At 50.4% G+C, this 13158-nt stretch carries 8 protein-coding genes; 2 read left to right on the forward strand and 6 right to left on the reverse strand.

The window, feature by feature from the left end; genetic code table 11:
- Nucleotides 1-135: 135 nt before the first annotated feature.
- From WCN91_RS09645 to WCN91_RS09660, 4 genes are all read right to left on the reverse strand, one after another.
- Nucleotides 136-2199 carry a S9 family peptidase gene (locus WCN91_RS09645; protein WP_425416031.1) on the reverse strand — a complete coding sequence of 688 codons (2064 nt, stop codon included), beginning with the start codon at nt 2197-2199 and terminating at the stop codon, nt 136-138.
- A 52-nt stretch (nt 2200-2251) separates the two neighbouring features.
- Nucleotides 2252-2857, reverse strand: a complete 606-nt coding sequence (locus WCN91_RS09650) for a chitin-binding protein (RefSeq protein ID WP_342678507.1) — start codon at nt 2855-2857, stop codon at nt 2252-2254.
- Between the two features lie 287 nt (nt 2858-3144).
- A complete protein-coding gene (locus WCN91_RS09655) occupies nt 3145-6276 on the reverse strand; it encodes an efflux RND transporter permease subunit (RefSeq protein WP_342678508.1) in 3132 nt (1043 codons plus the stop codon).
- A 9-nt stretch (nt 6277-6285) separates the two neighbouring features.
- Nucleotides 6286-7443: an efflux RND transporter periplasmic adaptor subunit gene (locus WCN91_RS09660; RefSeq protein WP_425416032.1), complete on the reverse strand. Its 1158-nt coding sequence runs from the start codon at nt 7441-7443 to the stop codon at nt 6286-6288.
- A 385-nt stretch (nt 7444-7828) separates the two neighbouring features.
- Here WCN91_RS09660 and WCN91_RS09665 point away from each other — a divergent pair, with 385 nt between their 5' ends.
- On the forward strand, nt 7829-10339 hold the full coding sequence (locus tag WCN91_RS09665; RefSeq protein WP_342678510.1) for a zinc-dependent metalloprotease: 2511 nt from the start codon (nt 7829-7831) through the stop codon (nt 10337-10339).
- Nucleotides 10340-10407: 68 nt separating this feature from the next.
- Here WCN91_RS09665 and WCN91_RS09670 read toward each other — a convergent pair whose 3' ends face one another.
- Both WCN91_RS09670 and WCN91_RS09675 read right to left on the reverse strand, forming a co-directional pair.
- Nucleotides 10408-11022, reverse strand: a complete 615-nt coding sequence (locus WCN91_RS09670) for a hypothetical protein (protein WP_342678512.1) — start codon at nt 11020-11022, stop codon at nt 10408-10410.
- 415 nt (nt 11023-11437) lie between these two features.
- Nucleotides 11438-12292 carry a D-hexose-6-phosphate mutarotase gene (locus WCN91_RS09675; protein ID WP_342678514.1) on the reverse strand — a complete coding sequence of 285 codons (855 nt, stop codon included), beginning with the start codon at nt 12290-12292 and terminating at the stop codon, nt 11438-11440.
- Between the two features lie 219 nt (nt 12293-12511).
- Between WCN91_RS09675 and WCN91_RS09680 the strand changes: the two genes are divergently transcribed.
- Nucleotides 12512-13006 (forward strand): MarR family winged helix-turn-helix transcriptional regulator, encoded by a 495-nt coding sequence (locus WCN91_RS09680; RefSeq protein WP_342678516.1) that lies wholly within the window; start codon nt 12512-12514, stop codon nt 13004-13006.
- The last annotated feature ends 152 nt before the right edge of the window (nt 13007-13158 follow it).

Here is a 13158-nt window from a genome sequence, read left to right on the forward strand (position 1 = left end):
ATCCCTTGTCTAGCCAGAGAGTTTTAGGGATAACCAGGCGAATTTATGCACCAATAGCTGGCTATTGGAAGTGAATTCAACGCAGTTAGCGCCAAAACTGGCTGCTAGAAAAGCATTAGCTATCCTAAGCTCAGGTTACTCTAATGTCGTTAAGAAGAAATTAAATTCCAGAGCCTTTTCTGCCAGGCTTTTAAAGCGCCCGGAAGCACCACCATGACCACTCTCTAAGTCAGTTTTAAACAGCAGCAAATGGTCATCGGTTTTGTATTCACGCAACTTGGCCACCCACTTCATCGGCTCCCAATATTGCACCTGAGAATCGTGCAGGCCTGTGGTTACCAGAATATGAGGATAAGCCTGGGCGCGAATATTATCATAGGGCGAATAAGAGGCTATGGTGCTGTAGTCCTGCTCGTAATTTGGGTTGCCCCACTCATCATACTCATTGGTGGTCAGCGGAATGCTGGTATCAAGCATGGTGGTCAATACGTCCAAAAACGGCACATGACAGCCAATAGCGCGGTATAGGTGCGGCGCCTGATTGACCACGGCCCCCATCAAGAGACCACCAGCGCTACCGCCACTGGCAAAGATTTTATCGGCAGCGCCATAACCCTGAGCCACCAGAGCTTCTGTTACGTCGATAAAGTCGTTAAAGGTGTTTTGCTTATGCGCCAGCTTACCGGCTTCATACCAGGCACGCCCCAGCATTTCGCTGCCGCGAATATGGGCGATGGCATAGACAAAACCCCGATCCAGCAGGCTTAAAACGCTGCTCGAGAAACTTGGGTCTATGGTGATGCCATAAGCGCCATAGCCGTATTGCAACAAGGGGTTAGTACCGTCTTTGGTGAAGGTATCGCGGCGATACACCAGGGATACGGGCACCTGCACGCCATCCCGCGCGGTGATCATTAGTCGCTCACTTTGGTAATCATCAGCGTTAAACTCGCCCAGCACCTCTTGCTGTTTCAGCAGCTTGCGCTCCAAAGTATTAAGGTCAAATTCGTACAAGCTGCCCGGCGTAGTCAGGCTGCTGTAGTAAATGCGCACGTTACTTACATCCGGCTCTGGGTTCATCCCTACTCCAGCGTAATAACAGGGATCGCTAAAGCTCAGTGTTTGCCCTTCGCCCTGCATTTTGCCTTGCTGATGTTGATACACCACAAAGCGGATCTGCCCCAGCTCACGTTCAGTCACCAGCCAGTAACCCTTAAAGAGATCGACGCCCTCAAGCAGGACATTATCGCGGTGGGCAATAAGTTCCAGCCAGGTATCTGGCTCGGCGATAGTGCTGGCATCCGCCTGCATCAGGCGGAAGTTTTTCGCATCTCGGTTAGAAACTATATAAAAATGCTCGCCGAGCTTATCCACTTCGTACAGATGGCCCATTTCACGGGGCATTAGAGGCTTAGGTTGTGCCTTAGAATCATTGGCATCAAGCACATAAGTGTGACTGGTTTCGGTGGCTTCCAGGTCGATAAAAATCAGGCTTTCATCGCGACTTTTCCCCAGGCCCATATAAAAACTGCGGTCCTGCTCTTCATACACCATTTCATCGTCACTTTGGGCGCTGCCCAGGTGATGGCGAAAAACCTGAAAGCCCAGCAGGGTTTGCGGGTCTTTCTTAATATAATAAAGGGTGCGATTGTCGTTGGCCCAAACCACCTGCCCCTCACACTCAAGCAGCACATCATCGAGCAATTCACCACTTTGCAGGTCTTTTATACGCACCTGGTAAATACGACGGCCACTGGTGTCTTCACAATAGGCAAGAAGTTGTTCGTTGGGGCTCACCGCCATATCGGCTAAGTCATAAAATTCATGGCCTGCGGCAAGGGCGTTTACATCGAGAAGCAAGGTTTTATTGTCGCCGCCAAAGCTGCTGGCGCGATAATGCTTGGCGTATTCGTCATCACCGGACACCTCGCTGTGATACCAGTAATGGCCATCGTGCACCGGCACAGTGTTGTCGTCTTTTTTTATGCGCGCCTTTAGTTCGGCGAAAATTTGCTCCTGTCTAGCTGAGCTGGCAGCTAACTGGGCATCGCAATATGCGTTTTCTTCACGTAAATGTGCGAGAACTTCCGGGTCTTGGCGCTGATCGTCGCGCATCCAATAGTAATCGTCTTGTCGTTGTTGACCATGCTGAGTAAGCAGATGGGGGATTTTTTTGGCGATGGGGGCTTGCACGCGCAACCTCAATACACTGAAACTGGACGCTCAGTGTATCACTTGTACTTTTGCGCGACTATGACTCTATTTCTTGCCAGGCGGTGCGCCAATTCAGGCCCACGCCGGGCTCATATTGTTCGCGATTATTTCCGCCTAAGCGGCATAATTCTGTGTAAGGCCAAGGCTTACAGCGATAAACCTTGCCTGTGGCCAGATGCAGAACACGATCGCCGGCACAATAGAGTTCATGGTCAACGGGGAAGATATGATCATAACCTTGGTTATTATGCTGACCTCTATGCTGCTGTTTCGCCACACAGTTGTAGTTGATCACCACCTCACAGATGCCACTGTCTGAACAGGCAAAGATTTCATTGCCACGATAAGCGGTGATCAGCCCATGTTCGGTGAATTTACCCGCTTGCATCAGGGGAATATGAGTATTGATATAATGGGCAACTTCACGAGACCAATTTTGTGGCTCGCCTTGCTGATCGGACTTAATATACAGCTTAAAGCTCAGTCCTTGAACCAGGCCTTGATGATCGTACACCTCAACTTCGACAATATCACCGCGAAACAACTGAGTATGGCTGCTTAGGGTACCCACACTGAGCCAACTGGCTGCGGGGAGAGCCTCGCTCACGTTCGAGTAAATGTCTGTATGTTCAGCTAATTGCAATTTGTTACCCCTTGCTTGGTCAGTAACCAAAGCACACTTCATTGAGCATCAAAGTAATGGGCTATTGTAGTGACACCTAAAAAAAGATAGCAACTAATTAGGATAAACAACCACTTAACACCATACTTTTGCACTAGGATACGTTGAACTTTAAGCTCGCTTAGGGTTTGTTGGCCTTAGCTCTTATTGTTAAGAATATTAAGGCCTACAAATTTATACCCAAGACTATCAAAAGATAGAAGTGCGAATCTTAACGCGTCCTGAAAGCGGGTAACTTTCTCTATTGCTTATGCTTTAACCTCATGCTTACGTGGCACTGTGCCTGTGATGCGCTGCCACACCCAGCGAAACGCGGCGCGCATATCACCGAGGATCACATACAAACAGGGCACCAGAATAAGCGTAAGCAAGGTGGCGTAAAGCACAGCAAAGCCCAATGCCACCGCCATGGGGATCACAAACTTGGCCTGTAAGCTGGTTTCAAACATGATGGGTAAAACCCCGGCAAAGGTGGTAATTGAGGTCAGGGTAATGGCGCGGAAGCGTGCACAGCCACCTTCAACGACCGCCTGTTTTACCGTATAACCCTCACGGCGCGCCTGGTTCACATAATCTGTCATCACCAGTGAGTCGTTGATCACCACCCCGGCGGCGGCGATTAAACCAAAAAACGACATGGTGCTTAAATCCAGACCAAACCAGAAGTGACCCCACAGGGCTCCGGTTAAGCTAAAGGGGATCACCGACATTACGATCAACGGCTGGCCATAGCTCTTAAGCGGTACCGCCAAGAGGATATAAACTATGATCATGCCCGCAAGAAAGAAGAGGATTTGCTCATTGGTCTGAGCCTGCTGCTCTTCAATGGAGCCACCCAGTTCGGTTTTCACCGATGGAAACTGCTCTTGTAATTGCGGCAATAAATCTTCTTTAATGCGCTTAACCACCTCGGAAGGCTCCACTCTTTCCTCGTCTATGCTGCCATAGATATAAACGGTGCGATAACCCCCTTCGCGGCGAATATAACTGATCCCCGGACGCTCCTCTAGCTCCACCACATCACCAAGTAGCACTTCCTGGCCCGCCGGTGTCATCACCACGGCATGTTTAAGAGAGGCAAAGGCTTCACGGGTTAGTTTGGGGTAACGCACCATGACCCGCACTTCTTCACCGTCGCGGATCACTCGCTGGGCTTCACCACCGTAGAAGCTGGCACCAACTTGAGCGGCAATATTCTGCAGGTCCAAACCCAGATCATAGGCCACCGCCTTCAAGCTCATCTGCACTTCCTTACTGGCCGGGTCTATGGTGGAGCTGATATCGAACAGCCCCTGCTGTTGCTGCAACATGGTTATAAACTGACGGCCAGCGGCATTAAGCGTGTCTATATCCGAGCCAAACAGCAGATAACCGAATTCGCCATCACCGCCCGGATTACCATTCACATCATCATAAATGGTCAGCGACTTCACCCCGGCAATTTCTGGCATGGCTTCGCGCCAGCGCCGCGATAACTCAAAAGCATCGAACGGGCGCAGCTCTTCATCAACCAGCGGCGCCAATACCTGAGCCTCGGTACGGCCCTGGTTGAAAACCAAGAGGCTGCGTACCATTTTTTGGCCAAATTCCTGCTCGATTTGCTTATCTACATCAAGCACCATGGCTTCGATTTTCTGAATCGCGTTAATGGTCTGAATGTCCGAGGCATTGTCGTTCATTTCCACCCTGATTTGCGGGAAATCATGGGGCACCTTGGGGGTTGGCACCATGCGAATATGATTGCTGCTAATGAGCGTAAAGCTCAATATCAACATACCTAAAAACCCGAGTAAAACCACGTAGCGCCACTCTATGCTCTTCTCCACGCAGCGACGATAAGTGCCATTTACAAAGCCAAAGAACTTATTATTAAAGCGGGCGCGGAAACCGCTGGAGCTGATGGGGCCAAAATGGGTGTGAGCGATATGCGCTGGCAAAATCAACTTGGATTCAATCAAGCTAAAGGCCAAACAAGCCATTACCACCACGGCAATGCCGAAGAAAAAGGCACGCTCTGGGCCGCTCGATAGGGTAAAGGGCGCAAACACCGCCATAGTAGTTAACACCCCGAAGGTCGCCGGAGTGGCGACGCGCTGTGCACCGCGCACCACATTATCAACGCCACCGCCTTTTTTCTCGATTTCGGAATAGGCGCTCTCGCCTATGACTATGGCGTCATCTACCACTATCCCCAGCACCATAATAAAGGCGAACAGGGAAACAATATTAATGCTGATGCCGAAGATGGGCATCATCATCAAGGCTCCCAAGAAACAGACCGGCAGGCCTATCATCACCCAAAGCGCCAGCTTAAAGCGCAAAAACAGGGTGAGCATCAAGGCCACCAAAACAGCGCCCTGAAACAGGTTTTTCAGCATCATATCGAGGCGCGCATTGAGGTAATAGGTCATATCCATCAGCGGCTCTATGGTCACCCCGGCAGGCAAGGTTTTGTTTTTTTGATCTATATAGGCCTTGACCGACTCCGCCACCGGGATCATGTTTTGCTCTTTGGTCGCCTTCACGCTCAGGTAGATGGCATTTTTACCGTTAAACTTGAAGTAACGCTCACCTTCGACAAAACCGTCCTGAATTTGCGCCACATCCTGTAACAACACCTTGGCGCCATTAGCGCCTATCTTCACGGGAATATTGCGAAACTCCTCGCCGGAATATGACTGGGCCTCAACCCGTACGGAGATAATGCCCGCATCGGTACGCAACTGGCCGGCGGAAAAGTTGGCCGAATAACGGCGTACCGCATTAGCTACATCACTCAAGGTCAGGTTATATCGGCGCAGGGTATCGGGTTTGATTTCAATGGCAATTTCGTCCAGCGGCACATCGTTTTGCACCAGGGACACATTGCCGAGCTGCAGTAATTCGTCTTCTATTTCGTTGGCTATGGGCTTAAGCTCGGTCAGAGGCAGGTCGGCCACCAAAGACATGCCTATGACATCTTGGCGAAATTCCACCTGACTTATGGTGACCGGCTCCATTCCTGCAGGGAAGGTGGCGATGCCATCTATGCGCAGTTTTACTTTGTCGAGCACCTCACTCAGTTCCGTATCCGGGTCTATCTCTAACGAAGCCTGCCCCGAATTACGAAAGGCGCGATAAATGCCCTTGTCTATCTCGGTCACATCTTTAAGCGACTCTTCAATTTTGATCAGTATGCTTTCTTCTATTTCCTGCGGCGAAGCACCGGGATAGCTGGCGGCCACATTGATATAGTTAATTTCAATATTCGGGAACATCTGCCGCTGAATGGTGAAATAACTGACGATACCCATGATGATGATAAACACCATCATCAGGTTAGCGGCCACGGAATTGTTGGCGAAGTAGGCAATAATGCCGGTTTGCTTAGGTGTTTGCATGGGCACCTCCTACAGCTGATCGTTGCTTGGGCTGGTATTCACCTGCCCGGCAATGCGCACTTCCATGCCCTGCTGCGGATATTCCGGCAGCGTCAGCACAATGCGATCGCTGCTTTGCAGACCTTCGCTGATCAGGAAAAACTCATCTTCTTCGCGCACCACGGTAACCTGACGCGGCTGCAGCAGGTTGTCCTTGTTCACTACCCAGACGGTTTTATTGTTCACCAACTCTTGCGGTAAGCGGAAAATTTCACGCAGGGTTTGCCCTGGGAATTGCACCTGCACATAACTGCCAAATTTCACCTTAGGCTGCTGCGTGTGAATGGCATAAGGGTCGTCTATGCGCACCACCAAGTTGCTCATACGCGTAGCGCTGTCGACTATACCCAAGTCACGGTCAATCACCGCACTGCGACTATAACCACCGAGTCCTTCCTGAGTAATGGTGGCCTCAATGCCGGCAACGCGCGGCGGTAAAAAAGCGCTGTCGAAGCCGGCGATCGGCAGGATGATCTCCGCCGTCTCTATATTATTAAGCTCTGCCACCTTGCTACCTGGGCTGACAAACTGACCCTGACCAATATCGCGGGATACCACCAGGGCATCATAAGGGGCTCGCACTTCGCAGTTGGCTAAATCACGTTGCGCCCGTTTTAATGCAGCTTCCGCCGACTTAACCGCGGCCTTGGCACTCAATACCTGAGGCTCACGCAAAAACAAGGCCGAGCGCTTCACGCCTGGGGTGCGGGCGGCTTCATCTTTGGCCACCTGCTGCTGCGCCTGCTCTTCAATCAAGGCCGCTTGTGCTCGTGCCACCTCGGCCTCGGCCTGCAGCACAGCCGCTTCATAGTTGTCTTTTTCTATGGTGAATAGCAGTTCGCCACGGGCAACCACACCACCGGCAACAAAACCCTTGTTCCAGCTCACCACCTCGCCGCTGACTTGAGCGGCCAGCAAGGTGTGTTCAAGCGGTCTAACCTCGCCATAACTGGTCAGCAGCACTTGGTGATCGCTGGCGGCCAGAGACTTCACCTCGACTATGGGCCGGGTATCGACCTGCTTGCTTTCATCCGGCTTCTTCGCCGTTGCCATAATACCGCCCGAGGCGGCCACAGTGACCACAACGACTGCGAGTGCTGCTAAGGATTTTTTTAATGCCTGATGCATGGCCGATCACCTTGATAAAATTATATTCAGCATATATTAACAACCTGATGCTTTTTAGTAACTGTTCATTTGTAAGCAAGTATTAATTCTAGCAACAGCAAACATCAACCGCTTTGTACTTGATTAGCAAGGGCTTTCTAGGCCTGTAATGTGCATTTATCGTCCGCTGATTTGCGCTTAGCTATCGCCCACTAAACAGTATGGAGCACCCAAGGTGCGATAAAGTGCTTTTAGCCATACTTTGTTACAAAGTAAAAACCCATATTTATCAATTGATTATTTTCAATATATCGGCTTTATACCGGCTTCTATCTCATTCCCTATTTTTTCGCCAGCCAGTTTCAGTACACTGCCCTGCTGACAACAAGCAACATTCGAGATTCAAATGAAGTTATCTACCCTTACATTGGCTCTTAGCCTGGCGCTAGGCAGCCAGGTCAGCTTTGCCAAAGACAAAGAAGAAGACAAAACCAAGACACTGGCGCAAACCACCGCCGACCACATCCTTTACGATGGCGTTTTCGATTTTTATCAGGACCCAAAAAGCGGCGATAACCTGATGGTGATCACCGAGGCGCAACTTAACAAGCCTTACGTTTATTTTGCCCATACAGTAGACGGCGTTACCGATGCCGGTCACTTCCGTGGCGCCTACCGTGAAACCAAGCTGATTGAGTTTCGTCGCTACTTTAACCGCGTCGACATTGTTAGTAAAACCCCGCGTTACCAGTTCAACGACGACAGCGCCATTGCCCGCGCCGCTGAAGCCAATATCAGCGAAGCCGTACTCGCCAGTCTGCCGATTGAAGTGGAAGAAGCAGGTAAAATCGCTTTTAAAGTAGACCAGTTATTCCTTAGCGAAGCGCTGCATAAGGTGTCGCCTTGGAGCAACCCGGATGACAAAGACGCCAAGAAGCGCTTTAAACTGGGCAAGCTGGACGACAAAAAATCACGCATTATTAAGCACCGCCCTTACCCGAATAATATAGATATAGTTGTTGATTATGTTTTCAACAATGACAACCCTAGTGTGCGCGGCTCCGCGGCCATCAGCGATCCACGTGCGGTTTCCATCAAGGTGCAGCACTCCTTTGTGGCGCTGCCAGAGAACGATTACCAACCACGTTATGACGATGCCCGCATCGGCTACTTTAGCAACCAGTTTGACGATATGACCTCGGCGGATTGGGCCCCCTATAAAGACGTGATCAACCGCTGGAACCTGGTTAAGAAAGATCCAAATGCCGAGCTATCCGAACCGGTTGAGCCGATCGTCTGGTGGATTGAAAACACCACACCACTGGAGTGGCGTGACACCATTAAAGAAGGCGTGCTGGGCTGGAACAGTTCGTTTGAAAAGGCCGGCTTTAAAAATGCCCTGGTCGTGAAGGTACAACCGGACGACGCCGATTGGGATGCTGGCGATATCAACTACAACGTTTTACGCTGGACCTCGTCTCCTACTCCACCATTTGGTGGTTATGGCCCGGCGCTGGCAAGCCCGCTCACAGGTCAAATCCTGGGCTCGGACATCATGCTTGAATACGTGTTTATGAAAAACCGTTGGATCTACGACACCCTGTATTCACAAGGTGCCGCCAGCCTAGCCCAAAGCCCAGCTCACGGCGAAGAGCTAAACTGCTCGCTTGGCCATGAGTTACAACAAAACATGATCTTAGCCAGCACCCTGGCCAGCGGCGCCGACATTAGCGACAAAGAAATTCTGCGCCAGGGCCTAACGCAATTGGTGCTGCACGAAGTAGGTCATACCCTGGGTCTGAACCACAATATGAAATCATCCATCCTATGGGATGAAAAGCAGGTGCATGATAAGAGTCTGACTCAAGGCATAGTGACCGGCTCTGTAATGGATTACGCCCCTGCCAACATAGCGCCAAAAGGCGTTGAGCAAGGCGACTTTTTCCAAACCAAACCAGGCCCTTATGACGATTGGGCGATTGAATTCGGTTACAGCCAGGCGCTCAATACAGCCGAGGCTGAGCAAGCTCGCCTGGAGAAAATCCTATCGCGCTCCGCTGAGCATCAGCTGGCCTTTGGTAACGATGCCGACGATATGCGTGCCCCAGGCCGTCATATCGACCCGCGCGTAATGATTGGTGACCTTTCCTCAAACCCAGTAGCCTATGGCGCCGAGCGCATGGCACTTGTAGAAAGCCTGCTGGCCGAGCTTAAAGCTAAGGCCCTGGTTGAGGGCGAAAGCCACCAGCAGCTAGTGGTCTCGGCCAATATCCTCGCTGGTCAATATAGCCAGCAGGCGGGAGTTATTTCTCGCCAGATCGGCGGTATTTATGTCGAGCGTAATCTGGTTGGCAGCGATGGCGGCAAGGCACCATTTACGCCGGTACCACTGGAACGTCAAAAAGCAGCCATGCAGGTGCTAGCCGACAAGGTCTTCGCACCTAATGTGCTTAAAGACATGCAGCCTCTGTACAGCTACTTACAGCAACAGCGCCGTGGCTTTAACCATTATGGTAAGAATGAAGATCCAAAAGCGCACGCCATGATACTGACCATGCAGCAAGGGGTGCTTAACCAGTTACTGCACAAGAATGTATTGCAGCGTATTTCTGACTCCAGCCTCTACGGTAACGAGTATGATTTAAGCACCATGATGCAGGATCTTACTGCGGCTATTTTTGTTGATGCCAAAGAAGCCAGCAGCCTAAGCCATAACCTGCAGGTGGAATACGTGAATCGCCTGATCGCCATCGCCGATGTGAAGAAGCCGAGCGGCTACGACAATCTGGCCAAGGCGGCAGCATTATCGCAACTGCAGCATATCCGCGACATAAATGTCGCCTGGGGAGCAAGTGCAGCGGCCAAGGCCAATAAGCAGTATATCAACCTGCTGATCGACAAGGCATTAACCGTTTAAGCTAGTCACCGCAAAAACACAAAAGGCCACTTCAAGTGGCCTTTTTTATATTCATACTCAGGTCTGTGCTAAGCCATGGCCGGGCGTTGGCGATAATATTGAATACAGGCCAGCTGCGCCGCGTTGGTTAAGAGGATCATCACAAAGTTCAACACATGTGCCACACTCGGTGTGCTCATGGCCAACTCCGCCATCAGGCCAAGTACACCGGCAATAAACTGCAAAATAAAATACCGGGCGCTGAGGTTGGATACATCACCACTGCGGATGGTTTTATAGGTTTGCGGCATCACCCGAATTGAGCTCATCAGCAAGGCCACAAAGGTTAAGGCATGGAGCAACTCACCGGTATCAACTTGCGCGCTAAGCAGCAAGGTAAAGGGCAATAAGGTCACGACCAGCAAGGCTAATAGTCGTTTACGCTGGCTATCGCTGGCGTTGTAACGGATAAAGTAATAGAGGATCAGCGCACTGAGCATACCGGTTACCACAAAGGGTAAAACCATGGCGTAGCGCTCAAAAAACAGGTTAAAGGCGATAAAGTAAAGGCTTTGCGCCGCCCCAAAGCTCATCATCAGCATGGACACCCCGGAAACACTGCGATTTCTGCGAATTTTATTCAGTAGAGGCCAAAAGCTAAAGGCCAGAATACAGGACGCAATCAGAGCTAGATACGGAGTCAAGGCAACCTCTTTTAGTAATTATACCAATCCACTTAAATAGCTAATCATTCTAGCGGGCTAAATATCATGCTAACTGCGTTGGGATTTTTCCATGTAAAATAACTACATAAGAAAAATTCCGCCTTGTTATCACCTCATTTATCCAGCGCTACCTCTGATCACATACTCAACAGAATTGATATTAAAAAGTTAACCATTAAAAATCTTGGTTAATACCAGGTTTAAACTTGTAAAGTTATGATTTTTAACGATTTTGAAGAAGGCGCGCATTGTATATTTGCGTAGTGCGTTGGCAAGCTTGAAGGGGAAGACGAGCGAGGAGCCGCTGTAAATATTTTCGTACAAGGAAAATACAGGCAACGCTGTGGGCTCAGCCAGCAAAAGCAGGCCAAGCCCGGGCATGATAATGTCGAGCTTATCCCCAGCGAATAATAGTGCCCAGGGTATGGCTTTCGCCCGGTGCCAGCTCCACCTTGTCATCGAGCACATTGGCCGCTTCCAGGCAGAGCATGCGGTGATATTCATCATCGGCAAAATTAGAAAGGCGCTTGGATTTATCCACCCAAGGGTTCCACAACACACAAGAACGGGAATTCTCGCGCTCTACTTCTATGGTACCATCAGGCGTACGAATGCGCTGCAGTGCGCCAGCGCCGCTGTAAACCATGTCGGTTTCACGACCAAAGCGTACCACTTCTTGTTGCTCAAAAGGCCCTTCTCCAAACTCGATATAGTGCGCGCCTTGCAGGCCATCAACCTCGGTTTGAGTAATATCCGGAGTCGGGAAATAAGTATGCAGCGCTTGAGTCAGCTGAATCTGGTGGTCATCTTGGTTGGTATTGGTTAAACGCACCTCAAGCTGTTTAGCACTAAGCACATATTCAACCTTGAGTTTGGTTTTATGAGGCCAGTACTCGGGGTCGACCTGGGTCATAGGTAAAGACAGGCTGATGCGAATTTCATCCTGAGTTTCCTGTACTTCTTCGGCGCGCCATAGCGAGACTCTGGCAACGCCATGTATCGGCCAATCCGGATGCTGGTGCACACCAAACCAGGGCCAACAAATGGGAATGCCGCCGCGCATGCCCTTACCACTTTGAAAATCTTCTTCTTCGGACATCCAGATAAGGGCTTTACCGCAAGCAGGAGTGTATTGGGTAAGTTGTGCGCCCTGGAGGAAGATACGCGCCTGACAAAGTGGCGAGTCCACCTGCAAATACTCCAGACCAGAATCACAATGGTTAATAGAAACACTCGAAGAAAGCTGCATTATTCAATCCTTAACGATAAAGCGGTGCTGAGTCACCTTACCCAAAGTCCCGCGCGAAATAAATATAAGAGCAGAATAATTCATAACATTGTCATCGCTCGCGATTCTTGGCTGGCAACCAGGCTTAAGCTATTGTCTAGATTAAGATGTTTTAGGTGCGGGTGGCTGAGGCGCTTTTTACGGGTATAATAGCCGAGATACACTAGTTGGAGGTTGGAAATGCAAAAATATGATGAGTTGTTAATTGCTCTGCGCAAGGTTATTCGCGCTATCGATCTGCATTCCAAACAACTCAATAAAACCTCGGGGTTAACCGGGCCTCAGTTGCTGATCATGAATGAAGTGGCGCAAACCGACGGCATTACCGCCAGTCGCATCGCGCAAAATGTAAATTTAAGCCCTGCCACTGTCACCAATATTCTCGACCGCCTGGAAAGCCGCAATCTAGTAAACCGGGTACGCAGCCAACTCGATAAGCGCCGCGTCAGCCTCTATCTCACCGAGCAAGGAACGGCCCTGTTGAACAAGGCGCCACAGCCACTGCAAGAGCACTTTATCGACAAGTTCACTAACCTAGCCGAATGGGAGCAAACCCTGCTGCTCTCGTCTATGCAGCGCATCGCCGCCATGATGGATGCCGATAAGATCGATGCCTCACCTCTGCTGGAAGTTGGCGCCATCACCAAGCCCCCAGAGAGCAACAAGGGCGAATAATCCCCCATTAACCTAAGCTTTCGCTTTTGCTACACTAATTAATCATCTTTAGGCTCGATAAGAGGCCTGGTCATGGCTACCGCTTGTTCACGGTTGAGAAACTCTGCTGAGACACTCGGTTCTAAACGACCAGTCGCCCCAGATCCGGGCCT

Source organism: Pseudoalteromonas qingdaonensis (genome assembly GCF_038739665.1).
In the GTDB taxonomy this organism is placed as follows: domain Bacteria; phylum Pseudomonadota; class Gammaproteobacteria; order Enterobacterales; family Alteromonadaceae; genus Pseudoalteromonas; species Pseudoalteromonas qingdaonensis.

Excerpts from the sequence above, each read along its gene's own strand:
- WCN91_RS09660 (WP_425416032.1), bottom strand. The coding sequence starts at position 7,443 with ATGCATCAGGCATTAAAAAAATCCTTAGCAGCACTCGCAGTCGTTGTG.
- WCN91_RS09675 (WP_342678514.1), bottom strand. The coding sequence starts at position 12,292 with ATGCAGCTTTCTTCGAGTGTTTCTATTAACCATTGTGATTCTGGTCTG.
- WCN91_RS09665 (WP_342678510.1), top strand. The coding sequence starts at position 7,829 with ATGAAGTTATCTACCCTTACATTGGCTCTTAGCCTGGCGCTAGGCAGC.
- WCN91_RS09655 (WP_342678508.1), bottom strand. The coding sequence starts at position 6,276 with ATGCAAACACCTAAGCAAACCGGCATTATTGCCTACTTCGCCAACAAT.
- WCN91_RS09680 (WP_342678516.1), top strand. The coding sequence starts at position 12,512 with ATGCAAAAATATGATGAGTTGTTAATTGCTCTGCGCAAGGTTATTCGC.